The sequence below is a fragment of the Streptomyces sp. CGMCC 4.7035 genome (genome assembly GCF_031583065.1).
GTDB lineage: Bacteria > Actinomycetota > Actinomycetes > Streptomycetales > Streptomycetaceae > Streptomyces > Streptomyces yaanensis.
The window spans coordinates 3,731,306-3,757,231 of the sequence record NZ_CP134053.1; the positions used below are offsets into that span (position 1 = coordinate 3,731,306).

The 25,926-nt window shown below is 70.3% G+C and carries 20 protein-coding genes and 3 pseudogenes; 10 read left to right on the forward strand and 13 right to left on the reverse strand.

All coding sequences use genetic code 11. The features are described 5' to 3' along the window. Window positions 1-68 precede the first annotated feature (68 nt). The gene (locus tag Q2K21_RS15910; RefSeq protein WP_310771242.1) at window positions 69-863 is read left to right on the forward strand and encodes a metal-dependent hydrolase; all 795 of its coding nucleotides are present in this window, start codon (window positions 69-71) and stop codon (window positions 861-863) included. Between the two features lie 220 nt (window positions 864-1,083). On the opposite strand, the gene Q2K21_RS15915 is transcribed toward Q2K21_RS15910, so the two are convergent. The 4 genes from Q2K21_RS15915 to Q2K21_RS15930 all read right to left on the reverse strand — a co-directional run bounded on the left by Q2K21_RS15915 (window position 1,084) and on the right by Q2K21_RS15930 (window position 5,766). Next, window positions 1,084-1,359 (reverse strand): type B 50S ribosomal protein L31, encoded by a 276-nt coding sequence (locus Q2K21_RS15915; RefSeq protein WP_310771244.1) that lies wholly within the window; start codon window positions 1,357-1,359, stop codon window positions 1,084-1,086. 34 nt (window positions 1,360-1,393) lie between these two features. After that, window positions 1,394-1,864 (reverse strand): DUF5709 domain-containing protein, encoded by a 471-nt coding sequence (locus Q2K21_RS15920; protein ID WP_310771246.1) that lies wholly within the window; start codon window positions 1,862-1,864, stop codon window positions 1,394-1,396. A 237-nt stretch (window positions 1,865-2,101) separates the two neighbouring features. After that, entirely contained in the window at window positions 2,102-3,919 is a 1,818-nt protein-coding gene (locus tag Q2K21_RS15925) for an ABC transporter ATP-binding protein (protein ID WP_310771248.1), read from the reverse strand. Beyond that, window positions 3,916-5,766, reverse strand: a complete 1,851-nt coding sequence (locus Q2K21_RS15930; RefSeq protein WP_310771251.1) for an ABC transporter ATP-binding protein — start codon at window positions 5,764-5,766, stop codon at window positions 3,916-3,918. Before Q2K21_RS15930 ends, Q2K21_RS15925 begins: the two co-directional genes overlap by 4 nt. A 335-nt stretch (window positions 5,767-6,101) precedes the next feature. Between Q2K21_RS15930 and Q2K21_RS15935 the strand changes: the two genes are divergently transcribed. After that, window positions 6,102-7,787 (forward strand): peptide-N4-asparagine amidase, encoded by a 1,686-nt coding sequence (locus Q2K21_RS15935; protein WP_310771253.1) that lies wholly within the window; start codon window positions 6,102-6,104, stop codon window positions 7,785-7,787. Between the two features lie 230 nt (window positions 7,788-8,017). Here the strand turns inward: Q2K21_RS15935 and Q2K21_RS15940 are convergent, their stop codons facing one another. Further along, on the reverse strand, window positions 8,018-8,488 hold the full coding sequence (locus tag Q2K21_RS15940) for a MarR family winged helix-turn-helix transcriptional regulator (protein WP_310771255.1): 471 nt from the start codon (window positions 8,486-8,488) through the stop codon (window positions 8,018-8,020). 93 nt (window positions 8,489-8,581) lie between these two features. On the opposite strand from Q2K21_RS15940, the gene Q2K21_RS15945 reads away from it, so the two are divergent. Then, entirely contained in the window at window positions 8,582-10,384 is a 1,803-nt protein-coding gene (locus tag Q2K21_RS15945; RefSeq protein ID WP_310771257.1) for an ABC transporter ATP-binding protein, read from the forward strand. 43 nt (window positions 10,385-10,427) lie between these two features. Continuing rightward, window positions 10,428-11,261: an endolytic transglycosylase MltG gene (mltG, locus tag Q2K21_RS15950; protein ID WP_310771259.1), complete on the forward strand. Its 834-nt coding sequence runs from the start codon at window positions 10,428-10,430 to the stop codon at window positions 11,259-11,261. 84 nt (window positions 11,262-11,345) lie between these two features. On the opposite strand, the gene Q2K21_RS15955 is transcribed toward mltG, so the two are convergent. Both Q2K21_RS15955 and Q2K21_RS15960 read right to left on the reverse strand, forming a co-directional pair. After that, window positions 11,346-12,431, reverse strand: a complete 1,086-nt coding sequence (locus Q2K21_RS15955; RefSeq protein ID WP_310771261.1) for an NAD(P)-binding domain-containing protein — start codon at window positions 12,429-12,431, stop codon at window positions 11,346-11,348. A 42-nt stretch (window positions 12,432-12,473) separates the two neighbouring features. Next, window positions 12,474-12,817, reverse strand: a pseudogene (locus tag Q2K21_RS15960) (hypothetical protein); the annotation flags it as partial. 110 nt (window positions 12,818-12,927) lie between these two features. On the opposite strand from Q2K21_RS15960, the gene Q2K21_RS15965 reads away from it, so the two are divergent. Next, window positions 12,928-13,350, forward strand: coding sequence for a secondary thiamine-phosphate synthase enzyme YjbQ (locus Q2K21_RS15965; RefSeq protein ID WP_310771263.1), 423 nt, complete (start codon window positions 12,928-12,930; stop codon window positions 13,348-13,350). Window positions 13,351-14,413: 1,063 nt separating this feature from the next. On the opposite strand, the gene Q2K21_RS15970 is transcribed toward Q2K21_RS15965, so the two are convergent. Continuing rightward, the gene (locus Q2K21_RS15970) at window positions 14,414-15,658 is read right to left on the reverse strand and encodes a ThuA domain-containing protein (RefSeq protein ID WP_310771266.1); all 1,245 of its coding nucleotides are present in this window, start codon (window positions 15,656-15,658) and stop codon (window positions 14,414-14,416) included. A 293-nt stretch (window positions 15,659-15,951) separates the two neighbouring features. Here Q2K21_RS15970 and Q2K21_RS15975 point away from each other — a divergent pair, with 293 nt between their 5' ends. Further along, a complete protein-coding gene (locus Q2K21_RS15975) occupies window positions 15,952-18,114 on the forward strand; it encodes an ATP-binding SpoIIE family protein phosphatase (RefSeq protein WP_310771268.1) in 2,163 nt (720 codons plus the stop codon). A gap of 183 nt (window positions 18,115-18,297) precedes the next feature. On the opposite strand, the gene Q2K21_RS15980 is transcribed toward Q2K21_RS15975, so the two are convergent. Further along, entirely contained in the window at window positions 18,298-19,482 is a 1,185-nt protein-coding gene (locus tag Q2K21_RS15980; protein WP_310771271.1) for a beta-ketoacyl-[acyl-carrier-protein] synthase family protein, read from the reverse strand. A 525-nt stretch (window positions 19,483-20,007) separates the two neighbouring features. Between Q2K21_RS15980 and Q2K21_RS15985 the strand changes: the two are divergent. Then, window positions 20,008-20,202: pseudogene (locus Q2K21_RS15985) on the forward strand (DEAD/DEAH box helicase); the annotation flags it as partial. Window positions 20,203-20,219: 17 nt separating this feature from the next. Here Q2K21_RS15985 and Q2K21_RS15990 read toward each other — a convergent pair. Both Q2K21_RS15990 and Q2K21_RS15995 read right to left on the reverse strand, forming a co-directional pair. After that, a pseudogene (locus Q2K21_RS15990) lies at window positions 20,220-20,417 on the reverse strand (SAM-dependent methyltransferase); the annotation flags it as partial. 621 nt (window positions 20,418-21,038) lie between these two features. Further along, window positions 21,039-21,260, reverse strand: coding sequence for a hypothetical protein (locus Q2K21_RS15995; protein ID WP_310771273.1), 222 nt, complete (start codon window positions 21,258-21,260; stop codon window positions 21,039-21,041). Window positions 21,261-21,478: 218 nt separating this feature from the next. Here Q2K21_RS15995 and Q2K21_RS16000 point away from each other — a divergent pair, with 218 nt between their 5' ends. Both Q2K21_RS16000 and Q2K21_RS16005 read left to right on the forward strand, forming a co-directional pair. After that, window positions 21,479-22,495 carry a DNA-directed RNA polymerase subunit alpha gene (locus tag Q2K21_RS16000; protein WP_310771275.1) on the forward strand — a complete coding sequence of 339 codons (1,017 nt, stop codon included), beginning with the start codon at window positions 21,479-21,481 and terminating at the stop codon, window positions 22,493-22,495. A 136-nt stretch (window positions 22,496-22,631) separates the two neighbouring features. Then, on the forward strand, window positions 22,632-22,958 hold the full coding sequence (locus Q2K21_RS16005; protein WP_310771277.1) for a hypothetical protein: 327 nt from the start codon (window positions 22,632-22,634) through the stop codon (window positions 22,956-22,958). A 39-nt stretch (window positions 22,959-22,997) separates the two neighbouring features. Here the strand turns inward: Q2K21_RS16005 and Q2K21_RS16010 are convergent, their stop codons facing one another. Next, window positions 22,998-23,738 (reverse strand): class I SAM-dependent DNA methyltransferase, encoded by a 741-nt coding sequence (locus Q2K21_RS16010; protein ID WP_310771280.1) that lies wholly within the window; start codon window positions 23,736-23,738, stop codon window positions 22,998-23,000. An 85-nt stretch (window positions 23,739-23,823) separates the two neighbouring features. Further along, entirely contained in the window at window positions 23,824-24,621 is a 798-nt protein-coding gene (locus Q2K21_RS16015) for a helix-turn-helix transcriptional regulator (protein WP_310780996.1), read from the reverse strand. 472 nt (window positions 24,622-25,093) lie between these two features. Between Q2K21_RS16015 and Q2K21_RS16020 the strand changes: the two genes are divergently transcribed. After that, complete coding sequence (locus tag Q2K21_RS16020) at window positions 25,094-25,885, forward strand: DUF429 domain-containing protein (RefSeq protein WP_310771282.1); 792 nt, start codon at window positions 25,094-25,096, stop codon at window positions 25,883-25,885. Window positions 25,886-25,926 lie beyond the last annotated feature (41 nt).

Consider the following 25,926-nt stretch of genomic DNA (forward strand, 5'->3'; position numbering starts at 1 on the left):
GCCGGCCAAGTGCCGGCGCACCTTGACAACCGGGCACCACTACAAGAGGAATGGGGCGGGAAGCGGCCATGATGGGACCAGCACACTCATTGTCGGGGGCCGCTGCCTGGCTCGGGGTCGGGGCGGCCGCGGCCGCCGCGGGTCACCCGATGCCCTGGCCGGTCCTCCTCGTCGGCGCGCTGATCTGCGCGGGTGCCGCGCTGGCCCCGGACCTGGACCACAAGGCGGCCACCATCTCGCGGGCCTTCGGCCCCCTGTCCCGCTGGCTGTGCGAGGTCGTCGACAAGTTGTCGTACGCCGTCTACAAGGCGACCAGGAAGCCGGGCGACGCGCGCCGGTCGGGTGGTCACCGTACGCTGACGCACACCTGGCTGTGGGCGGTGCTGATCGGTGCGGGTACGTCCGTGGTGGCCATCACGGGGGGCCGCTGGGCGGTGCTGGCCATTCTCTTCGTGCATATGGTGCTGGCCATCGAGGGCCTGCTGTGGCGGGCGGCGCGTGGTTCGAGCAGCGACGTGCTGGTGTGGCTGCTGGCCGCGACGAGCGCATGGATCCTCGCCGGCATATTGGACAAGCCGGGCAATGGCTCGGACTGGCTGTTCACCGCGCCGGGCCAGGAGTACCTGTGGCTCGGACTCCCGATCGTCCTGGGCGCCGTGGTGCACGACATCGGGGACGCGCTGACCGTCTCGGGCTGCCCGATCCTGTGGCCGATACCCGTGGGCCGCAAGCGCTGGTACCCGCTGGGCCCGCCGAAGGCGATGCGGTTCCGGGCGGGGAGCTGGGTCGAGCTGAAGGTGCTGATGCCGGTGTTCATGGTGCTCGGCGGGGTGGGCTGCGCGGCGGCGCTCAACTTCATCTGAGCGCGCGACTTGACCTGAGCACGCTCCTGGAGCGTGCTCAGGACGGCGCCATCCAAGCGTGCTCCTGGGACGAACCCGTTCGGAGCGTGCTCGTGGCCCCGCGGTTCACGAGGCCGCCCGGACTCCAGCCGTTCATCTGTGCGCCCCGGATGCACCCCCGATGCGGCAGCGGCAGCCGCCAGGTGCCGTGCGGCCGGGGCCCTAGGTCCCGTCGGCCGGTTCAGGCCGCCCCGCCCCCGCCGGCCTCCTGCCCCGCACTGCCGTACCGCCGCTCGAACTGGGCGATGCGCCCCTCGGAGTCCACCGTCCGTGCCTTGCCCGTGTAGAAGGGGTGGCTCTCGGAGGAGATCTCGACGTCCACGACCGGGTACGTCTCGCCGTCGTCCCACTCGATGGTCTGGTCGCTGGTCGCGGTGGACCGTGTGAGGAAGGCGTAACCGGCGGCCCGGTCGCGGAAGACGACGGGGTGATAGTCGGGGTGCTGGTCCTGCTGCATGGCTGCTCCTTGGGTGGCGCGGGGACGGGCGGCGTCAGCCGAACAGGGTGTCCTCGTCGACGATGTGCACGGCCGCCTCCTCGGCCGAGGCCGCCGCGCCGTCGATGCCGACATCGCTGGCGATCAGGCCGTTCTCCTCGTCCTCGTGCGCCCCTTCGTCGGGGGCGACGAGTCGGCCGGAGCGGGCGTCCCCCACTTCGTTGTCCAAGGGCTCGCCATCACCGTCGGCGTAGTCTCCGATGCCGTCGCCGTCCGGGACGCCGACGTCCGGGAGTTCCTCGGCCAGGCGCTCGTCCAGCGTTTCGCCGCGGTGCCTCTCGGCAGCCGTCACGCCCACGTGCTCCACCGCCCAGGGGCGCTCCGGTGGTGACCAGCCCCGATCGAGCGGGTCACTGACCCCGTCGGAGAGCAGGGTGTCCTCGGCGTCGAGCAGCCCCGCGTCGTCCTGCACCTCGGATCCATCGGGCTGGTAGACGTCGTCTCCCCATCCCTCGGTGCTGTCCACGGGTACCTCCAGGTGGTGGGACGGAACCCGGGTGCCGCCTGCACGACGGCACACATCGGGACCGTCCGGTGCGGGCTGTGCCTGCCCGAAACGGATGGTTACGGCACGTCCCCCGCGTCGGTGCCACATCCAGCCTTCCATCCCCCTTCGGCACTGCGCAACGGCAGCGGGGGCAGCGGTCCGGGAGAGGCAATCAACTGTGCGCTCTCGGACCACTGCCCAGGGTGCCGGCCGGCATCACCCGTGCCAGGACCGCCACAGCGCCGCGTACGCCCCGTCCGCGGCGACCAGCTCGTCGTGGCTGCCCAGCTCGCTGATCCGCCCGTTCTCGACGACGGCGATGACGTCGGCGTCGTGGGCGGTGTGCAGTCGGTGGGCGATGGCGACGACCGTGCGGCCGTCCAGGACACGGGCCAGCGAGCGCTCCAGATGGCGGGCCGCGCGCGGGTCGAGGAGCGAGGTCGCCTCGTCCAGGACCAGCGTGTGCGGGTCGGCGAGCACCAGCCGGGCCAGCGCGATCTGCTGCGCCTGAGCCGGGGTGAGCGCCAGACCGCCGGAGCCCACCTCGGTGTCCAGCCCGTCGTCCAGGGCGCGCGCCCAGCCGTCCGCGTCGACCGCGCCGAGCGCCGCCCACAGCTCGGCGTCGACGGCGCTCGTGGGGGTCCCCCCGCTCGGGCGAAGCCGAGAGTGGGGGACGGCCAGCAGCAGGTTGTCGCGCAGCGAGCCGACGAAGACGTGGTGCTCCTGGTTGACCAGGGCCACGTGCGCGCGGACCCGCTCGGCGGGCATCCGGGACAGTTCCGCGCCGCCGAGGGTGATCCGGCCGTCCCGGGGCGCGTAGATCCCGGCGAGGAGCCGGCCCAGCGTGGACTTGCCGGCGCCGGACGGCCCGACCAGGGCGAGCCGGGTGCCGGGCGCCACCTCCAGGGACACCTTGCGCAGCACGTCGACGCCCGCGCGGTAGCCGAAGTGCACCTTGTCGGCGTGGACGTCGCGCCCGTCGGGCGTCACCGATGCGTCGCCCGCCTCCGGCTCGATGTCGCGGACGCCGACCAGCCGGGCCAGCGACACCTGGGCGACCTGCAGCTCGTCGTACCAGCGCAGGATCAGGCCCACCGGGTCGACGAGCATCTGCGCGATGAGCGCGCCCGTCGTCAGCTGGCCGATGCCGATCCAGCCCTGAAGGACGAACGCGCCGCCGATCATCAGGACCGAGGACAGGACCGTGACATGCGTGATGTTGATGACCGGGAAGAGCACCGACCGCAGCCACAGCGTGTACCGCTCCCATGCGGTCCACTCCCTGACCCTCCGGTCGGACAGCTCGATGCGCCGGTCGCCGAGGCGGTGGGACTCGATGGTCCGCCCCGCGTCCACTGTCTCGGCGAGGACGGCGGCCACCGCGGCGTACCCGGCGGCCTCGGAGCGGTAGGCGGACGGGGCGCGCTTGAAGTACCACCGGCAGCCGATCACCAGCAGCGGCACCGCCACGAGCACGGCCGGTGCGAGTGGCGGGGCCGTCACGGTCAGACCGCCGAGCAGCAGCAGCGCCCACACCACACCGATGGCGAGCTGGGGCACGGCCTCCCGCATCGCGTTGGCGAGCCGGTCGATGTCGGTGGTGATCCGGGACAGCAGGTCACCGGTCCCGGCCCGCTCCAGGACGCCCGGCGGCAGGCCCACGGAGCGCACGAGGAAGTCCTCGCGCAGGTCGGCCAGCATGCGCTCGCCGAGCACGGCGCCGTGCAGCCGCACCAGCCGTACGAACACGGCCTGCACGACGAGCGCGAGGACGAAGAGTGCGGCGGTGCGTTCCAGATGGAGTTCCCGTGCGCCGTCCGATACGCGTTCCACGAGGCCGCCCAGCAGGTACGGGCCCGCCATCGAGGCGACGACGGAGACCGTGTTCACGGCGATGAGCAGCAGGAACGCCCGGCGGTGCCGGCGGAACAGTTCGGTCACGTAGGCGCGTACGGTCGCGGGGGCGCCGATGGGCAGCGTGTTCGCCGCCGTCGGGGCCGCCGGGTCGTACGCCGGTGGCACCACGCCGATCATGCGCTCTCCTCGATCTCTTCCAGCTCGGCCAGCACGTCCTCGGCCAGCACGTCCTCGGCCAGTACGGTTTCGGTTGGTGCCTCTTCGACCGGTGTGTCGCTGCGTGCGGTGGCCTCTTCGTCGGTCTCGCGGGTCACGACCGCGCGGTACCGGGGCTCGCTGTGCACCAGTTCGCGATGCAGGCCCACCGCCGCGACCTCGCCCTCGTGCAGCAGCACGACCCGGTCGGCGAGGTCCAGGAGCAGGGGTGACGATGTGAACACGACGGTCGTACGGCCCGCCCGCAGATGCCGGACCCCCTCGGCGATCCGTGCCTCCGTGTGCGAGTCGACAGCGGACGTCGGCTCGTCCAGGACCAGCACCTCCGGATCCGTGATCAGCGACCGGGCCAGGGCGAGCCGCTGGCGCTGGCCGCCGGACAGGGACCGGCCGCGCTCGGTGATCCGGGCGTCCATCGGGTCCTGGGCATCCAAGGACGCCTGCGCCAGCGCGTCCAGAACGTCGCCGCACTGCGCCGCGGTCAACGCCTCCTCCACGCTGACCGCACCGGAGGCGGGCACGTCGAGCAACTCGCGCAGCGAGCCGGACAGCAGTACGGGGTCCTTGTCCTGGACGAGGACGGCGGTACGGGCGGAGTCCAGCGGCAGTTCGTCCAGCGGGACGCCGCCCAGGAGCACCGAGGTGCTCTTCTCGGCGGGGTGCCCGCCCAGCCGTTCGGCCAGCACGCCTGCCGCATCCGGGTCGCCGCAGACCACGGCGGTGAGCTGCCCGGCGGGAACGAGCAGTCCGGTCCGGGGGTCGTACAGATCCCCGGCCGGTGCGCACGCCTCGCGGGAGCCCTCGGAGTCCGTGGCCCGGTCCAGCGAGAGCACCCGGGCCGCGCGCCGTGCGGACGGCCGCGAGAAGGAGTACGCCATGGCGATCTCCTCGAAGTGCCGCAGCGGATAGGTGAGCAGCATGACCGCGCTGTACACGGTGACCAGTTCGCCGACGGCGATCCGGCCCTCGTGGGCCAGCTGCACTCCACGCCAGACGACCGCGATCATCAGCAGCCCCGGCAGCAGCACCTGGATCGCCGAGATGATCGACCACATCCGGGCGCTGCGCACGGCGGCTGTGCGGACCTCCTGCGAGGCCCTGCGGTAGCGGTCCAGGAACAGCTCCTCGCCGCCGATGCCGCGCAGCACCCGCAGGCCCGCGACGGTGTCGGAGGCCAGCTCGGTGGCTCGGCCCGCCTTCTCGCGCTGGGTGTCCGCGCGTCGGGTCGCCCGGGGCAGCAGCGGCAGCACGGCGAGCGCCAGTACCGGCACGCCGACGGCCACGATGATGCCGAGGGCGGGCTGGTACACGACGAGCCCGACGCAGACCGCCACGATGGTGAGCGCGGCCGCGGTGAAGCGCGAGACGGCCTCCACGAACCAGCCGATCTTCTCGACGTCGCCGGTGGAGACCGCGACGACCTCACCGGCGGCGACCCGCCGGGTCAGGGCGGAGCCGAGCAGGGCCGTCCTGCGGGCGAGGAGCTGTTGGACCCGTGCGGCCGCGGTGATCCAGTTGGTGACCGCGGCGCGGTGCAGCATGGTGTCGCCCAGTGCGATGCCCGCCCCGCACAGCAGAAGCAGTCCGCCCGTCTGGACGAGCCGCGCGCCCGAGCGGTCGACGACGGCCTGGACGGCGAGGCCGACGCAGAACGGCAGCCCGCAGACGGACAGGAAGTGCAGCAGCCCCCAGGCGAGGGACCTGAGCTGTCCGCCCAGCTGACCGCGGCCGAGCCACCACAGGAATCGGGGACCCGAGCGAGCGTCCGGCACGCCCGGGTCGGGATACGGAAGGTCTTGAATCTGCATGACGATCCAGTGGCTCGTTTCAGGGACTCGGGGATGGACTCGGGGCCGGGGCGGGGAGGCGAGCCGAGGCAACGTCTCCGGCGCCCGGGAAGGCACACAACAAACCGTGAAAGGTTCGCGTCGGGATGTGGCCGGACGCAAACGGTTTTCCGCCCCGGACGGCGACATCCGGCCTGCCTCGACGCGTGACCGAAGAATGGTGGTGTGCGCTTGGTCGCCGGGAAGACGGCGCGACGACAGGTGGTGCGAGGGGACGGTCCGAGTGCTGCGGCACCCTTCGGGTCCGGACGAGGGCTCATTGCGGCGCGGCCCGACTCCCCGTAGAAACACGGGACATGAGAAGTCGGATCATCATGTCCATGCTCACCGGGGCGACCCTCGCGGTGAGCGTCCTCCTCGGGGCGGGCCCCGCACCGGCGGCAGCCTCGTCGGCCGTCACCGCCTCGTTCGCGACGTCCTCCGCCGGGGCGGCCTCGCCCGCGGCCTCGTTCCCCGCGCGTTCGGCCGCCGCCGCCGACACTCCGCCCGCCGTGTTCGGCACCGACTGGCACGATCCGCTGACCGCCGCCCCGCCCGTCACCCGGCCGGACACCAGGTCCTGTCAGGTCACGCTCGCCGAGGCGCAGTTCCGCGACTTCACGCCCTACCGAGGCATGTACACGCCTCCGAGAGGCTGCGGCGACCACTGGAGCAAGGTCGTGCTGCGCCTCGACGGCAAGGTCAAGGGGCGGCAGTTCGACCGCCTCGGGTATCTGCACGTCGGCGGGGTCGAGATCTTCCGTACGTCCACGCCGGAACCCTCGCCGGACGGCATCGAGTGGTCCGTCGAGAAGGACGTCACCCGTTACAGCGACACGTTCCGGCAGAGCCGTGACGTCGAGATGCTCATCGGCAATGTCGTCGACGACACGTACACCGGGGTCATCGACGTCAAGGTCACGCTGACGTTCTACACGGGCACGCCCGCGCGTACCCCCGACCGCGTCCTCACCCTGCGGGACGGGACGCTGACGGTGCCCCGCAACAGCGAACGCATCGTCGCCGAGGTGTACGCCACCGGCTCGGGCGGCGGCTGCGAGGAGTACTGGTATCTGACCGTGCCCGATTCCGCCCCGTACTCCTGCAAGGCGGCGGATGGCCCCTACCGCGAGGTGCAGATCACGGTCGACGGTCAACTCGCCGGAATCGCCGCGCCCTTCCCGACCGTATGGACCGGAGGCTGGTCCAATCCCTTCCTCTGGTACGTGATTCCAGGGCCGCGCGCCTTCGACATCAAGCCGATCGAATACGACCTGACCCCCTTTGCCGGGATCCTCGACGACGGCCGCCCGCACCGCGTCGAGGTCTCCGTCGTCGGTGTCCCCGCGGGGCAGACCGGCTGGAGCACCCCCGTGAACGTGCTCGTCCGGCAGGACACGAAGAGTGCCCGAGTCACCGGGAAGCTCACGGCCCCCCAGGTGGGCGAGCTCGCCAACTCCACGGTGTTCACGCCCGGTTCCGAGAACCGCCTGGACACCCGGGGCGGTCACCGGCTGACCGTCGCCGGATACGTCGACACCTCGCACGGCCGGGTGAGGACCACCGTCGTCCGGACGTTGGCGAACACTTCCGTGCACCGCTGGACCGACGGCGAGAACATGGACGGGCTCGACGCCACCTGGACGGACGACGAGTCGGTCACCGTCGAGGGGCGCGGCGCTGCCCGCACGACGCGCACGCAGCGTACGTACACGATGGACGGCACGACGACGCTCGGCACGGACGACCGGCTGCGTACCGTCCTGACCCTCGGCGACCGGGCCGCGGTCGTCGAGATTCACGACGGCCGTCGCGCCGCCTGGTCACGCCGCGACGACGCCTACACTGGCGACGCCACCTACTCGGCCAACGTGCCACGCGACCAGCGGCACGCGGTCGGCACCACGAGCGAGCGTTATCGGATGTACGGCTCGGACGGCTGCTACGACCGGCGGTTGACGACCGTTCAAGGAGTGCTCACCGAGGATCGCGCCGACTGCTGAACCGGTTCGAGCACATTGCCGGACGGCGAGACCGCGTTCGTGCCGGAGGCCGAGGAGCGGGCCACCGCGCCCGAGGTGCCCGCCCGGTCGGCCAAGGAGCCGGCGCCCGAGGCCGGTCGGCGGGATGCCCCGGGCGGGCCGCGTGCTCCCGCTCCAGTGGTACGGAGCGGTGGCCGCGGCCCGTCGCCCGCGACGGCGACGCGGTTGTGCGACGTCCCGCGCATCGAAGATCAGCAGCGGCGCTCACCGTCAGGGACGGCGGGGATGTCACCACCGTCGATCAGCGTGTTGAGCAGACCGCCGAGCACCGCGCGCTGTTCGTCCGCCAAGGGGGCCAGGATCTCCTCCGCCGCGGATCTGCGTGCGTCGCGCAGTTCGCGCAGCGCCTTGCGGCCCTCGTCCGTGACCTCGATCCGGATCACCCGCCGGTTGGTCGGGTCGGGGACCCGGCGGACCTTGCCGCTCGTCTCCAGCCCGTCGACCAGAGTCGTCACCGCCCGCGGCACCACCTCCAGACGCTCGGCGAGATCCGCCATGCGGGGCGGCGAGCCGAAATGCGCGAGGGTGCGCAGCAGCCGGGACTGGGCCGGCGTGATGCCCAGGGCGCGCTGCTCAAGGTGGCGCTTCTGGATGCGGTGCACTCGGCGGGTGAGCCTCAGCAGCTGCTCGGCGAGCAGGCCGTCGGGATCGGGGGTGGTCATGCGGGAACAATATCAGGATCTCGTTCATTGTGAGTATAGGTAACAATGAGCTAGCATCCGTCAATCGCCGCACACTCACCTCCGTAGGAGCCCATGCATCCCGATCGATCCACGTGGACCCCGTCACCTGGCGGCTCGCAGGAGCAGCCGCGCCAGGTGCGCCGCATCCTGACGCTCTTCAGGCCGTACCGCGGCCGGCTGGCCATCGTCGGCCTGCTGGTCGGCGCCGCGTCGCTGGTCTCCGTCGCCACGCCGTTCCTGCTAAAGGAGACCCTGGACGTCGCCATCCCGCAGGGCCGCACCGGCCTGCTGAGTCTGCTCGCGCTCGGCATGATCCTGAGCGCCGTCGTCACCAGCGTCTTCGGTGTGCTGCAGACCCTGATCTCCACGACGGTCGGCCAGCGGGTCATGCACGACCTGCGCACCGCCGTCTACGGCCGGCTGCAGCGCATGTCGCTCGCCTTCTTCACCCGGACCCGCACGGGCGAGGTCCAGTCCCGCATCGCCAACGACATCGGCGGCATGCAGGCGACGGTCACCTCCACCGCCACCTCCCTGGTCTCCAACCTCACCAGCGTGGTCGCCACGATCGTCGCGATGGTCGCCCTCGACTGGCGGCTCACCGTCGTCTCGCTGCTCCTGCTGCCGCTGTTCGTATGGATCAGCCGGCGTGTCGGCAACGAACGCAAGAAGATTGCGACCCAGCGCCAGAAGCAGATGGCCGCGATGGCTGCCACGGTCACCGAGTCGCTCTCCGTCAGCGGCATCCTGCTCGGCCGCACGATGGGCCGGGCCGACTCGCTCACCAAGTCCTTCGAGAGCGAGTCCGAGAGTCTCGTGGACCTCGAGGTGAAGTCGAACATGGCCGGCCGCTGGCGCATGGCCGTCATCACCATCGTCATGGCCGCCATGCCGGCCGTCATCTACTGGAGTGCGGGAATGGCCCTCCAACTCGGCGGCCCGTCCATCTCCATCGGCACGCTCGTCGCGTTCGTCTCGCTCCAGCAGGGCTTGTTCCGGCCGACGGTCAGCCTGCTGTCCACCGGCGTCCAGATCCAGACCTCGCTCGCGCTGTTCCAGCGCATCTTCGAGTACCTCGACCTGCCCATCGACATCACCGAGCCCGACGAGCCGGTCCATCTCGACGGGGTCAAGGGCGAGATCCGGTTCGAGGGTGTGGAGTTCCACTACGACGGCAAGAGCGGTCCGATCCTCAGGGACATCGACATCACCGTCCCACCGGGTGGCAGCCTCGCGGTGGTCGGTCCCACCGGCTCCGGCAAGTCCACGCTCAGCTATCTGGTGCCACGGCTGTACGACGTGACGGGCGGACGGGTCACGCTCGACGGCGTCGACGTACGCGACCTCGACTTCGACACGCTCGCCCGCGCGGTCGGCGTCGTCTCCCAGGAGACATACCTCTTCCACGCCTCGGTCGCCGACAACCTGCGGTTCGCCAAGCCGGACGCCACCGACGAGGAACTGTACGCGGCGGCGAAGGCGGCCCAGATCCACGACCACATCGCGTCGCTGCCCGACGGGTACGACACGATCGTCGGTGAGCGCGGCCACCGCTTCTCGGGCGGTGAGAAGCAGCGGCTCGCCATCGCGCGCACCATCCTGCGCGACCCTCCGGTCCTCATCCTCGACGAGGCGACCAGTGCGCTCGACACGCGGACCGAGCACGCGGTCCAGGAGGCCATCGATGCCCTCTCGGCCAACCGCACGACACTCACCATCGCCCACCGGCTGTCCACCATCCGTGGTGCCGACCAGATCGTCGTCCTCGACTCCGGGCGAGCCGTAGAACGGGGCACGCACGAGGAGCTGTTGGAACTGGGCGGCCGGTATGCGGCCCTGGTCCGGCGGGACGCCCGTCTGGAGCCGACAAGCTGACGATATGCCGGGTTTGTTGTGATCTGCGGGCTACGGTGCCCCCATGCAGACGAACACTCCGCCACGGAAGCCGATTCGACTGACGCGCCGGGGCCGGGTCGCCCTCGTCATGGGCGGAGCCGTCGTGGCGGCCACCGCCGTGGCGGTGCCGCTGCTGATCCTTATGAGCGGCGAGGGAACCCGGCGCGCCTCGCTCGTCATCCCGGAGGGCCGACGCGCCGGCCAGGTCTACGAGGCCGTCGACAAGGCCCTCCGACTGCCGCCGGGGTCGACGCAGAAGTCGTTGGCCAAGGCCCACCTCAGGCTGCCGAGCGAGGCCCGGGGCAACCCCGAGGGCTACCTCTTCCCGGCCACGTATCCGGTCGACAAGGAGGCGACCCCGGAGTCCCTGCTGCGGTACATGGTCGACACCGCGAACGAGAGGTTCAGCCGCCGTACGATCGCCGCAGGCGCCCAGCGCAACGCGATGAGCGTCTATCAGGCCGTCACCATGGCGAGCATCGTGCAGGCCGAGGCGGCCACCAGGGTCGATATGGGCAAGGTGGCCCGGGTCATCTTCAACCGTCTGGAGCGGGGCATGCCTCTGCAGATGGATTCGACCCTCAACTACGCGATGAACCGTTCCACGCTGAACACCACCGTGGCCGACACGGAGATCGACAGCCCCTACAACTCGTACCGGCGCAGCGGGCTGCCTCCGACACCGATCGCCAACCCGGGCGAGGACGCGATGCACGCCGTGCTCACCCCGACGCCGGGTGACTGGCTGTACTTCGTCACGGTCAAGCCGGGGGACACCCGGTTCACGGCGAGTTACGAGGAGCAGCAGCGCAATGTGGCCGAGTTCAATCGGCTGCGCGGCAACAGTTCGCCCTAGGTGGCGTCGTCGCCATCGTGCCGTGCGCACGAGGACGACGTACGGCCCCGGGGTGCCCCGTGGTGACGGCGGTGCCACCGGGCCTCACGCGATCGCGAGCGTTTCCCCCGCCAGCAGCCGCCTGATGTCCCGCACCGCCGCACGTCCCGCACGGTTGGCGCCGACCGTGCTGGCCGATGGGCCGTAGCCGACCAGGTGGATGCGCGGGTCGGAGACCACGCGAGTGCCCTCGACCCGGATGCCTCCGCCCGGCCCGCGCAGCCGCAGCGGGGCGAGATGGTCGATCGCGGCCCGGAAGCCCGTCGCCCAGAGGATCACGTCGGCGTCCACGTGCCGCCCGTCGTCCCACTCCACGCCGTCCGGCACGATCCGGTCGAACATCGGCTGCCGGTCCAGGACACCGTCCGCGACTGCCTGCCGGATCGCGTCGTTGAGCGGCAGCCCGGTCACGGACACCACGCTCCTCGGCGGCAGCCCCTGCCGCACCCGCTCCTCCACGAGCGCCACGGCGGCCCGCCCCACCTCCTCGGAGAACGGACCCTCGCGGAAGACCGGCGGACGCCGGGTCACCCATGTGGTCGCGGTGGCGTACGGAGCGATCTCCATCAGATGCTGGGTGCCGGAGGCGCCGCCGCCGACGACGACCACCCGCTGTCCGGCGAACTCCTCGGGCCCCGAGTACTGGGCCGTGTGCAGTTGCCGGCCCCGGAAGGTCTCCTGACCGGGATAGCGCGGCCAGAACGGCCGGTCCCATGTGCCCGTGGCGTTGATCAGCGCCCGCGTCGACCACGTCCCGGCCGACGTCTCGACAAGCAGCCGCCCGTCCGTTCCCTCACGCACGGCCCGTACGCCGACCGGCCGCCGTACGCGCAGGTCGAAGGTCCGCTCGTAGGTGCCGAAGTACTCGGCGATGACCTCGGACGAGGGACGTGTGGGATCCGCGTCCGTCAGCTCCATGCCCGGAAGCGCGTGCATTCCGTGCACCTTGCCGTACGTCAGGGAGGGCCAGCGGAACTGCCAGGCGCCACCCGGAGCGGGGGAGCGGTCGAGCACCACGAAGTCGCGGTCCGGCTCGAAACCGGTGCGCCGCAGGTGATAGGCGCTGGACAGACCGGCCTGACCAGCGCCTATGACGACTACCTCGACTCCATGTACCCCGGTGTTGTTCACGTTTCCACCAACCACGCCGGGTGTGAGGATCTTCCCGAGCGCTCAGCGTCTGTTCGCGACGAGGACCGGTCCTGTGACGACTCGGGGGGACGCAGAGCGCAGCTCGGCCAACCGTGGGTCGGTGATGTCGCGCGGGGATCCGGCCGCCCGTCGTCTCGTGGACGATGGCCCTGCCGTCCATCACCAGGACGCGGTCGGCGAGCAGCACCGCTTCCTCGACGTCGTGCGTGACCAGGAACGCGGCACGGCCGGGGCGCCGCCACACTTCGCCGACGAGCCGCTGGGCCTTGACGCGAGTGAGCGCGCGCAGTGCGCCGAACGGCTTGTCGAGCAGCAGCAGCAGATCGGGCTTGTCGCACCAGGGCCCGGGCCGGGGACGCCCGTTGTAGCCAGATGCCCGCGTGCGGTCAATGGCCCCTCGCGGGATGAACCTTCGGTGCCACCGGACGGACCATCGTTCCGGCGTGGAGCCGGTCGCATGGGCGAGGATGGAGACATGTCCGATGCCTTCAGTACCCGCGTCCTGAATGTCGCCTCCGGCTCGTCGGAGGCGCTCGTCGACCTCACCCGAGACTGCGAGGCCTTCCTCCGGGAGATGGCGGGCGGCCGGGACGGCCTCCTGAACGTCTTCGTGCCGCACGCCACGGCCGGTGTGGCGATCATCGAGACGGGCTCCGGCAGCGACGACGACCTCCTCGCCGTGCTCCACACACTGCTCCCGGCGGACGACCGCTGGCAGCACCGCCACGGCAGCCCCGGCCACGGCCGCGACCACGTCCTCCCGGCCCTCGTTCCGCCCCACGCGACACTGCCGGTCATCGCGGGCCGCCTGGAGCTGGGGACATGGCAGTCGGTGTGCCTCGTGGACACAAACAGAGACAATCCCAACCGTCAGGTGCGGCTGAGCTTCCTGGGCTGATGCACGTGAGGGGAGTGTAGCGGCGGATTCCGGCCGCACCGAGAATCCTTTGGCTCGTGCGTGCTCCGCCCGTGAGCGCCAATTGTGCTCCTCCAGGACCTGTGGTTCCACCCGGTCGAGGGTGTCGTGTTCGAAAGACGTCGTGTCCGAAGGCGGTTGGTGGTCGTGCGGGCCCGGATCGCCGTGGAACGGGCCGCGTGTCCGGCGTGCGGGACGCTGTCGGCCATGTCGTCTTCGTCGACGGCTGTATAGGTCGCCCACCACTGCGCGAGGAGGACGGCAGGGTCGTGGTTTGCCGGGGAGGACATCTGCTCGGGGAAGACTTCCCCGGATCCCTATGGGCGGAATTCGCCGTCGTTCGGATCCAGCGAATCGAGCAGCAGCGGCCACAGGCCGGAACGTGTGTGTTCGGCGTGCAGCCGCGTCCAGGGCTCGGCTGTGGCCGGCCTGTCACTGAGCCACAGGGGCTGTGCGTCTCCGTCGCCTTCGTCGGATGTGACCATCCGACCGGGCGGGAGGAGGCCCTCAAGGCTCAAACAGGCTTCAAGAGGGTCCGACCACTCGATCGCGGAACTGCTGGAAAGAGTTCCAGCCCGACGATTGCCCCGGAGTGATCAGGTCCCCTTCGGCGCAGTCGAGTACCTTGCACTGCAGAGACTCGGCCAGACGGAAGACGGGTGTCAGCGCGTCGTCGTCGGAGCCGCGGCTGTGGAGCATGATTGAGTCGACCGAGTCTTCTGAGCCTATTTTGTGCTCGATGGATCAAGCGGGGCCCTCGTCATCGAGTCCCCGGGGGTTCCCCGGCCGGGTAGCGCCGGATCGGTGACAGGTTGTCACCGACAACAGGTCCGGTACGCATGCACGACGCGGTGCGGGTCGCGGCCACCGTGAGAAGCGGCCGCTTGGCCGCGGTCTGTTCATCGCGACCGAACGCTGTGGCCTGGACCGCCTGGCCGACGAGGGTGGCCAGGGCGAAGGCGGCCACGACTGTCCCACCTCCGCACAGCTGACGGCCGTTGCCTCGGGGCCCGGCAAGCTCGTTTTCTGGCCGGGCCCGCTGTGTTCAGGAGGGCAGGGTCCAGCTCTGGTTGGCCGCTCCGGTGCACGACCAGATCTGCAGCCGGGTGCCGTTGGCCGAACTGGGCCCGGTCGCATCCAGGCACTTGCCCGACTGCGGATTGACCAGGGAGCCGCCCGCTCCGGGTTGCCAGAGCTGTGAACCGGTGCCGTTGCAGTCGTACAGCCGCACCTTGGTGCCGTCGGCGGTGCCGGCCGAGGTCACGTCCATGCACTTGCCGAGTGCGGTGAGCGTGCCGGCGCTGCCCACGGTCCAGTTCTGCGCGGCGGTGCCGTTGCAGTCGTAGAGCTGGACGGCCGTGCCGTTGGCGGTGTTCGCGCCCGCGACGTCGACGCACTTGCCGCCGTATCCGTGGATGGGACCGGTGGCGCCGGTGGGCGGTGTGACCGGGCCGGTCTGCCCGGCCGCCCACTTGATCTCCTGCAGGAGCAGCTGGTTCTGCTGGGCGCTCGCGAACGTCGAGGACAGCGTGGTGTTGGTCGAGTAGTCCATCGCGTTGTGGCCGAAGTTGTTGTAGACCATCCGGTAGTGGCGGTTGGACCACACGATCGGGTAATAGCCGCTGTACCACGTCTGGTTGGGGTCGGTGCCGACCGGAAAGGTGGACGGGTCCAGCGAGGCCAGGATGTCGATGTCCGGGTTCTGCCGCAGGTCGTTCTGCCAGCTGTACCACTCGCTGACCGAAGACGCGATCGTGGCGGGCAGACCTGCGGTGGCCGAGTGGCCGGCATCCTCGATCCGGAGCGTCTCGGAGGTCGGCCCCCAGGAGTTGCTCCGGAACGTCCCGGTGCCGAGGAACGTGTTGTGGTACCAGGGCCAGTCACTCGTGTCGTCGTTGTACGCCGAGACGTGGAAGCCGATGAAGCCGCCGCCGTTGGTGATGTACGTCTGGAAGGCGGACTGCTGTGCGGCGGTGTGCGGGTAGTCGTCGAGGAACATGACGACCTGGTAGTTGGCCAGGTTCGCGGTGTTCAGCTGGCTCCAGTCGGTTGTCGCGGTGTAGGTGAACCCGTTCTGCGCGCCGGCTTGCGGGAACCACGCGTTGGCCTCGTGGTCGAAGCTGATGTGCGCCGCGTCGTAGGTGCCGTCGTAGAAGGCGATCACCTTGAAGGGCGTGGCGGCGTGGGCGCTGTACGCAGGTGCGGCCTGGACGCCGAGGAGTACCGCGAACAGGGCGAGCAGTCTCAAGAGGACGCAATGCAAGGGAGCTTGGGTGCGGGAGGGCATCATGCGGGGACCTTCCTCGGGCGCGACCGTGGGGAGCCGTGCTGTGGTGTGCCGCAGTGCGAAATGTTGAGAGCGTACATGCCAACTCTGGTCTAGGCCAAGCGTCTTCGGACGTGTCACACTCGGCCACCGGCCGCGGCATTCCCTCACTGTCCGTGTTCACCGAGCGATCGGCTGGTGTGGGCGAAGCGACCCCCGGTGTTATTCAATGAGGTGTGCGGTCAGGGTCTCGGGGCCCCGTCGCACGGGTCCGAATACGGCCTCGGCGTTGCGCCGGGGATTGCTGAGAGAGCCGCATGGACTCCACTCCCTCCCCCTCGTCCTCTTCGCCGTTCGACCTGGTCAGCAGCGCCCTGGGGCGTTACATCCCGCGCGGAGGAGCGGCGGCGGCCGCCGGTCCTGCCGACGAGCAGGGCGACCGCCCCACCCGCCAACCCGTACCCGACAACCCTGCAGCCGGCGGTCAGGATCAGATTCTCGGCGTGATCAACCTGGACAGGGATCTGAGAATCACCCGCTGCAATCTGGCCGCCCCCGTATTCGTGGGTCTGGACGCCGAGGCCGGGAGTCCCTTCGTCGATCTCCTGCCCCCCGGGGACGTACCGACGGTCACACGGCGGTTGCGGCAGGTCCTGGAGACCGGTGAGGCGCACGTCGCCCGGATCCAGCGCTTGCGACGCGGCGACGGGTCGGAACTCGTGGTCTCGCTCAGCATCCTGCCCGCCGCGGTGCCTCAGGAGGGCTTGACCGTCTCCGTGATCGCCATGGCCACGAGGCTGCACCTGTACGCTGCCGAGACCGCGATCGGCACCTCGCTGGACATCGGCGAGACCGCGCAGTCGCTGGCGCAGTCCCTGCTGGCGTGGGGAGATGTGGCCGCCGTCGACCTCGACTTCGCCGTGTGGACGGGCGAGGGAGTCACCGGGCAGGGGCAGGGGCGCATCCGGCTGCGGCGGGCGGCCCTGGTGCCGGACCGCGCGTGGCCCGAGGGCTACGTGACTCCGGGCGACGATCTTCCCAGCGACGCGAGTCGCCTGCTGGCGCAGGCGATACGGCGGGACGATGCCCCGCAGGCCATCGTCATACCCGACCGGGAGGCGGTCGAGCGGGTACTCGGCAGTCCGCGAGTGATGCATGCTCTGGTGCCCGGTGACCGGTCGGCGGGTGTGGCGTGCATACCCCTGGTCCTGGACGGCCCGCCGCCTGTCGTGCTGGGCCTGGCGGAGGTCTGGCGGCGGGCGGACTGTCCCTTCCGCGACAGCGAGCTGGTCGACCTGCAGGAACTGGTGGCCAGGACCGCCCATCACGTCGACCTGGCACGTCAGCACCAGCGCGAGCACACGCAGGTACTGGCGTTGCAGCGCCGCCTGCTGCCCCGGACCGGCGGCGACACCATCGAGATCGCCAGCGTCTACCAGCCCGCCACGCCCGACAGCGCGGGCGTCGGCGGCGACTGGGTGAACAGCTTTCCGCTGCCGGACGGCCGTACCGCGCTGGTGGTCGGTGACGTCGTCGGGCACGGCCTGGGAGCCGCGGCAACCATGGGCCAGCTGAGCATGGAGGCCCGCGCGCTGCTGTCCGCGGGGCTGGCACCCGACGAGGTGCTGGAGCACCTGGACGAGACCGTGACGCTGCTGGACGACGCGGAGTCCGGGCTGGCCGCCGGCTACAGCGCCCTCGGGTCGACCTGCTGCATCGCCCTCTACGACCCGGTCAGCCACCATGTGGCGCTGTCCAGCGCCGGCCACCTCCCTCCGGTCCTGGTGTCCCCGGACGGGCACGCGGACCCGCTCGCGGTTCGCCCTCATCCCGGCCTGGGCGCCGAGTTCGCGCTGCGGGAGCCGTTCGGCGTGCACACGTTCGGCGCACCCCCGGGTTCCCTGCTCGCCCTCTACACCGACGGCCTGGTGGAGAATCCGGCCGAGTCGATCGACGAGGGCATCGGCAGGCTGGCGGATGCCGTGTCCAGGGTGCACCCCTGGGACGCCCTCCAGCAGGCCGCACGGCGCGTCGTCTCCGCGCTGGCGCCCGTGCACCAGCGCGACGATGTGACCCTGCTGCTCGCGCGGGTGATCGGCTACCGCAAGGGGGACACCGCGACCTGGCGGCTGCCCGCCCGCGACGACGCCCCCGCCCGTGCCCGCGCGCAGGTCTCCGCGCTGCTGCGGCAATGGCGTACCAGGGACGACACCCGGGACAACGTACTGCTGCTGGTCAGCGAGCTGGTCACGAACGCCGTGCGTTTCGCCGCCGGTCCCATCACGGTACGGCTGATCAGGGGCGGTCACGGTCTGCTGTGTGAGGTGGGCGACACCGGCAACGGCAGGCCACGTCTGAGCCGGGGCGGCCTCTTCGACGACGGCGGTCGTGGCCTGCACATCGTGCACAGGCTCACCAGCCGATGGGGGGTGCGGTGGACGGACACCGGCAAGGTGATCTGGGCTGAAGTCGCGAGGTGACGCGGGGGCGGGGGCGCGGCCGCGTAGGGGAGCGCGGCGAGGGTAGGGGCGCGCGGCGAGGGCAGGGGCGACGTACGCGTCACCCGGCGTCACCGACGGTAGGGACGGTGCCCTCAGCGGTACCGGTGGCGTCACTGGTGACGCCACCGGCCCGTTTGCTGGTGCTGGTGGCGCGGGCTCGTACTACAGCCACTCCCCTTCCAGGGCGGTGGCGGTGAGGCCCGGTGCCGCCGCGTACAGGACGGCACGGTCGCCCGGTTTCTGCCCGGCGTCGTGCGCCCGCCGCATGATGTCGAACACGGCGGCGCCTCCGCGGTTGCCGCTGGTGTAGCTTTCCCGGCTGTAGTCCAGCAGCCCCGACGGCCACGCGTCGGGCATCGTCTGCTCCATGTACTCCAGCACCCGGGTCCCGCCGGGGTGCGCGAGCAGCACGTCGGGGTGCCAGGCGTCGGGGTGGTCCTGGTAACGGACGCGCAGCCACTCCCACATCGCGGTGACCGTCTCCTGTACGGCACGCGGCCCGCGCCGGTCCATCACGAAGTGGGTGCCGTCCGACCGCGTCTCCAGGCGGTGCAGGTCTTGGGTGCCGGGCAGGGTGTGGTGCCAGGCGGCGTCCAGCCGCAGCACCGACTCGCGCCTCGGGCGGCCCGTGACCACCACGGCGACCGCGGTGTCCGCGAACAGCAACCGGACGATCAGGGACTCGAGAGTGTCGTCCGCGGGCTGGTAGGTCGTGCTCAGCGCCTCCGCGATCACGACCAGGACCACCCGGTCGGGATCCGCGGCCACGAGATCCGCCGCCAGCGCCAGGGAGCGGGTCCCCGCTGTACAGGCCCACTGCGTGGCCGGCACCAGCATCACGTCGTTGCGGAGCGGGAGCTTGTTGGCCAGGGCGATGTCCAGACCCGGCAGTGCCGGGGTGGTGGAGTGACTGGTGATCAGGCAGTCGATGTCCGCGGCGTCCAGCCCGGCGATCTGCAGGGCCCCACGCGCCGCACGCTCCCCGTAGGACTGCACGGCCTCCCAGGCCGGCGCGGTGCGCTCCTGGACGGTCTGCGGCGCGGGTATCGCCTCTAGCGCGGCGATCACGCGGTCCACGTCCTGCTGGGTGAACCCGTCGCGTGCCAACGCCTCTTGGGCCGGCCCGATGCCGACAGCCCGCAGGCCGCCGCCGTTGCCGGGCGCGACGGCGGCCTCCAGCGGCAGCATCCACCCGCGGGTTTCGATGCCCGTGTTGGCCGCGATGCCGTCGATCCGCGGCGCCCACGCCGCGTGCGGATGCCGGTCGTGCACCTCCGCCACGATCTGGCTGGTCTCCACGGTGTGCTCGCCGTGTATCACGGCAGGAGGACAGAGGTAAGCGGCCATAATGGGGCACCTTTCCTGGGAAACAGGCGGGAATGTCGCGAAAGCTGTGTCATGGGTCACTTTGGGAATTCGTGCCCAAGGCGTTGCCGATAAGCTCCACTTCGGGAGTTGGTGTCCGTTTCGAGCATGGACGATAAATGGACATTCACGCTGTGATGCGGACAACTTGGACGGCCTGTGGAGTGTGTGACACGGGACACACTGCTGAAACAGGGCCCTCAGAGCGGTCCGCAAGGTTTGCTTGACTTCCCGTCAGTCAGGAGGCCGCCTGGTCACTGCCGCCGAAGCCGGGCGACATCCCCTGGCGGCACGGGCCACTCGACCACAGAGACCTCTGCGACCGGGAAGAGATGCGCCGCGATCGGCAAGCTGTCCGACGCGATGGGCGATGGCGGATGGCGTCCCGTCGAGTGATGTGGTCGCTGGTCGAGCTGATGCGGTTTCGGCTGTGGTGGAAGCCGGCGGGCGTCCGAGGCGCGTTGCGTCGTGAGGAGTTCGGTCGTGGAGGCTTCGGAGAGGTCAGGCCCCTCGGCGGGCGCGGTCACCACGATGGAGCATCACGTGCTGCAGGTGCACGCCGCCGACACGTACGCCACCGCCGCCGAAATCGCTGCCCGCGACGGGCGCGTGATCATGTTTCTGGACACCCAGCACGCTGTCGACCAGTTCACCAAGCACCTGCTGAGCAGCGGCGTAAAGGCCGCGGCGCTGCACGGTGGCGGGTGCGTGACTCGGGCCGGTTTGCGCCACACGGGGATGTGCTTCGCGGAGTTCTGGGTGAAGGGCGCCCCGTTCCAGTCCGCGACACGCCGTTCCAGCTCGATCCCCGCGATCCGTGCCATCAGGTCGAGCTCCGCCGGCCACGCGTAGCGGTGCCGGGAGCTGCCTCGGCGGTAGGAGCCGTCGTCGCCGCGGGTGAGGTGGTGCGAGACGAGAGTCCAGTGCGGTCTGACTTGCCGGTCTACTGATCACCGGTCCGGCTGACCAGCGGGAATGAAGAAGCCCACGGCTCTGAACTGCTCAGCTGCCGTGGGTTTCTGGCGTTGTTGGTTGGCGTCGGCCGGCCTTGGACGGCCAGGGGACGGCCCAGGAGCACCCCATCACTGTGTTGATGGGGTGCTGGGCTGTGCGCAGGGGCGTTCACCTGCGTTCGTGGGCGGCTTTCCTACGGAAGGGCCCGGCAGATGGTCCCGGCTGAACGCCGTTGACCGTCGCCGAATGAGGCGGGAATCGAGACGGCTGCACTCCTGGCCGCAGTACCGGAGACGGCCCGCGGCCAGCTGTCGAGACCATCGCGAGCGTGGGAGCTAAGCCGCCTTGGACTGTGCCGCACGCGTGCCCGAGGCGGGCCCCTGTACCTCCTCCGGCAGGAAGGTTTCGTCTTCCCCGAAGTCCGGGGCTTGGAAGGGGTTGGTCGTCGGAGGCGGCGATGCTGCGGCGGAACCGCGGGGTTGCCCTTCCGGGGCGGAGAACAGCGACGTCAGATCGATGAGAGGTCTCCCTTTCGTTACAGGTCCCTGAGGGGGCCTGGTGGTGCCGTGACCGGGCACGCGGTCCTACAGCTTGGTCATCTTGGCGTACGGGCTCAAGATCCGCATTTGCGCCGAGCCGAAATCCACGAGTGCCGCGATTCCATCCTCGATGCCGATCACCCGGCCGAGGCCGTACACGTCGTGTGTGACCTGGTCGCCCACGGCGAAATGCTTGGGGGCGGGCGTGACCGGGGCCTTGAAGGGGCTGGTGGGCAGATGACGCTTCGGTGCAACAGGCTTTGTCATTGCCCCCAGTATGCGCCTACGAACTGTGCTGGTGGTTGACTTTCAGGGGCAGGAGTGGGTGAACGTTGGACTCCACTCCAGCATGCGCTGAGTCTGCCGACCGGTCGGCAGACGGACGGGGTCGGGCGGTTCGGCCTCATAGGCGGCCGAACCGCCCGTACCCTTCATAGTGTCTACGGCGTCACAGAGCGGGCGCCAAACACTGGAGGCAATACCTCGTGCTGATCGCTCAGCGTCCGTCACTGACCGAAGAGGTCGTCGACGAGTTCCGCTCCCGGTTCGTGATCGAGCCGCTGGAGCCGGGCTTCGGCTACACCCTCGGCAACTCCCTCCGCCGTACCCTCCTGTCGTCGATCCCCGGCGCTGCTGTCACCAGCATCCGCATCGACGGTGTCCTGCACGAGTTCACCACCGTGCCGGGCGTCAAGGAGGACGTCACCGACCTGATCCTCAACATCAAGCAGCTGGTCGTCTCCTCGGAGCACGACGAGCCGGTCGTGATGTACCTGCGCAAGCAGGGCCCGGGTCTGGTCACCGCCGCCGACATCGCGCCCCCGGCCGGTGTCGAGGTGCACAACCCCTACCTCGTCCTCGCCACGCTCAACGGCAAGGGCAAGCTGGAGATGGAGCTGACCGTCGAGCGCGGTCGCGGTTACGTCTCCGCCGTGCAGAACAAGCAGGTGGGCCAGGAGATCGGCCGCGTCCCGGTCGACTCCATCTACAGCCCTGTGCTGAAGGTCACGTACAAGGTCGAGGCCACGCGTGTCGAGCAGCGCACCGACTTCGACAAGCTGATCGTCGACATCGAGACCAAGCAGGCCATGCGTCCGCGTGACGCCATGGCGTCCGCCGGTAAGACCCTGGTGGAGCTGTTCGGTCTCGCCCGTGAGCTGAACATCGACGCCGAGGGCATCGACATGGGCCCGTCCCCGACGGACGCCGCCCTCGCCGCCGACCTCGCGCTGCCGATCGAGGAGCTGGAGCTCACGGTCCGCTCCTACAACTGCCTCAAGCGTGAGGGCGTCCACTCGGTGGGTGAGCTCCTGGCGCGCTCCGAGGCGGACCTCCTGGACATCCGCAACTTCGGTGCGAAGTCGATCGACGAGGTCAAGGCGAAGCTGGCCGGCCTGGGCCTGGCACTCAAGGACAGCCCGCCCGGATTCGACCCGACCGCCGCTGCCTTCGACGCGGACGACAACGGGAGCACGGGTTTCATGGAGAACGAGCAGTACTGAACGCCGCGTCAGGTCTTGGGGGAGCCAGGAAGGCAGAGGAGCCGGCGATGAGCACCGGCCGATCACGCCCGGCTCCCCGAGGGCCCGGCCCACCGCGTTTCCGTTGACAAGACGCCGATGGGATCATCCGTGTGCTGTGCCGCACCCTCGTCGACGCCGGCCGGGCCGACGAAGCCCTTGCCACGTCGATGACTACTTCGCCCGCCACGGCGGCAGCCCCCACGAACGGGTCCTCGCGCGCGCCGATGTCCTCAAGCGCTGCGGTCACGCCGAGAAGGCCGAGACGGAACTCGCCCCTTTCGCCACACCCGTCGAAGCACTCGCCCACAACGGCACGGTGAGCGGCGCTGTCGCGGTGGCGGAACGCCTCGTCCGCCAGGGCGAGCCGGAGAAGGCCGCCACCTGCCTCCGGGAGCGTCTCGACCGGGCGAAGGTGACGCTATCCAGGGAGGACCTGGTATGACCGAGCTTTCCGGTCCATGCAGCAGAAGCGGATGTGGCCTCAGGCCGGCTTGCGCCACACGGAGATGTGCTTCGCGGAGTCCTGGGTGAACGGCGCACCGTTCCAGTCCGCGACACGCCGTTCCAGCTCGAGCCCCGCGATCCGTGCCATCAGGTCGAGCTCCGCCGGCCACGCGTAGCGGTGCCGGGAGCTGCCCCGGCGGTAGCGGCCGTCGTCGCCGTCGCGGGTGAGATGGTGCGAGACGAGAATCTGCTCGACCAGGTCGAAGGTGTCGAAGCCGAGGTGCCGCTCGGAGACGTCGAACGGCACCGCGACCTGCCCGGGCGGCAGGAACCGCAGCGGCGGCACGCCCAGTTCGATGACGAATCGGCCGCCGGGTGCCAGGTGACGTGCGGCGTTGCGGAAGCACTCGACCTGTTCGTCCTGCGTGAGCAGGTTCGTGATGGTGTTGTAGACGAGATAGACCAGGGTGAACTCGCCCGGTACGACGGTCGTGGCCATGTCGCCGATGGTGACGGGAAGTGTGTCCTCGTCGATCTTGCACCGGAGGACCGCTGCCATGTGCTCGGACAGTTCGATTCCCTCTACGGGCACGCCGCGTTCCCGGAGCGGGACGCCCACTCGTCCGGTTCCGATGGCGAACTCCAGTGCTCGGCCGTCTCCGGCGAGTTCGGCGAGGAAGGCGACAGTCGGTCCGAGAACGGCAGCCGAGGACATCTCGGTCTCCTCGGCGTCGTAGCGGTCGGCGGTCGCCCGGGTCCACAGCTCACTGCTCGTCACGGGCGGCCACTTTGCCGGGGCGGCGGGGCGCTGTCGACCTATTTACCTTCCACCGGCCCTGAGCACCCGGTCCACGGGCCGTACTTCACTTCTGGGCCTTGCTGCGCTGATGGTGCGACGCGGAGGGCGTGGGGACCAGACCCATCTGCTGGGCGCGGAGCACCGTACTGATGCGATCGCGTGTGCCCAGTTTGCGGTAGATGTTCTCGATGTGCTTGTGCACCGTGCGCTCGGAGATGCCGAGGCGGCGGCCTATGGCGGTGGCAGTCAGGGCATCGGTGAGCAGGAGCAGGACCGTCGTCTCCCGGGGCGTCAGATCACAGGCCGCGGCCCGCTCGTCAGCGGTGCTCGGGGCAGCGTTCGGAACGACCAGTCGCTGCCATCGTTCCAGGAGTTGCCGCTGTTGGTCGACGGCTGCCAGCAGCGGCTGCAGGAGTTGCGCCATGCGGACGTGGTCGTCGGTGAAGTCCGTACCGGAGCGGTAGATGAGACATCCGGTGATGGGCGTGGCCCTCTGGGGCAGCGGAATCCCCAATACGTGATCCGCGTCCATGATGTCGCCGATCAGACTCGCGGTCGGGCTCGCGGACCATGCGGGGCCCGCCGCCCTACGCGCTGTGACGGGAGCTCTGTCGTACCCCTTCGCGTAATGATCCGCGAAGGGGTATCCCGCACGCAGGAGACCCATGGCCTCCTCCCCGAGCAGGGCGAATTCCGCGGCGACGCCGGGCGAGAGACCGACCGTGCCCCCGCTCTCGGTCCATTCGTCCAGTTTGTAGATGAGGGCCTCGCCGCCGCACACCTCAGGCAGGGTGCCGGCCAGCAGCGGCCACAGCCGCTCGGGTTCACGTTCGTGGAGCGCCGCCACGGCCACTGACAACATGCGTTCGTAGGCCTTGCCCAGCCCGTGTGCCACGTGTTCTTCTCCGCTCCTCCGGCCGACCGGATACGCAGTTGTACCCATACCGGCGCGGCCCCCGGCTGTTCCACACTCCAACCGAGCCCATCGAGGTTCTTGAACTACTCCAGCACATCCGCGCTCCGGCGGCCGTAGCCGGCTCCGGCACGGCCCAGCAGGATACGTGCGGGCCGCCGGCACAGGGGAGCGGCGGCCCGCACGGTGTCGTGGCCCGCGACGGGTGGGGCCGGGGGTGTCGTGCGTCGCGGCTCGCGACGGGTGGGGCCCGGGTGTCGTGCGTCGTGTCCCGCAGGGCGGTCCGGGCTACCGTGCGTCGTGGCCCGCAGGGCGGATCCCGGCTACCGTGCGTCGCGGCCGGGCAGTGGGCGGCGTGCCGCGCCGAGTCCGCGCTCCCGGTGCGGTGGGCCTGTCCGGCCCGGTGCGGGAGGATCCCGGCATGAGGCAACGACAGACGGTGACCGTCGGCGTCGATCTGGCTGCGAGCGCACGGCGTACCGCTGTGTGCCGGGTGGTCTGGGGTGACGGGGACGGCTTGACGGCGGAGTTCCTGGTGCCCGAGGGGGACCAGGAACTGCTGGCGGCCGTCCGGGCCGCCGACAAGACCGGCCTCGACTGTCCTCTCGGCTGGCCGTCGAGCTTCGTAGCCACGGTGCTGGCCCACCACCGGGGTGTGCGGTTGCCGCCCCCGGTCCGGTTCGAGGAGCGCGCGGACGGCAGGCCCGGGCTGGACGCGTTGCGGTTCCGGCTGACCGACGACGTCACCTGGAAGGCGACCTCGATGCGGCCACCGCTGTCGGTGTCCACCGATCTCCTGGGTGTCGTGGCGCTGCGAGCGGCCTATCTGCTGGATGCCCTCGCGGCGACGGGTGTCTCCGTGCCCCGGGACGGGTCCGGACCGGTCGCCGAGGTCTATCCCGCCGCCGCACTGCGGCGGTGGGGGATCCGTCTCACCCACAGTTACAAGAGCGCCACACCCGAGGCACGCGCCCTCAGGGAGCACATCGTCCGCTCGGTGGAGGAGGGCTTGGGGCTGGCCCTCCCCGATTCGGTGCGCGCGCGGTGTGCCGACAGCCACGACCATCTCGACGCCCTGGTGTGTGCCCTGGTCGCCCGGGCTGTCCTGATCGGCGACACCCTCCGGCCACGTTCACCGGACGAGCGCGAGGCCGCCCGCCAGGAGGGCTGGATCCACCTGCCTGGCACCGATCTCGCCGCCCTCCGCCGTTGAGGCGCCCGGACGGAGGGCCGGTTGGCCGATCGGTGCCGGGG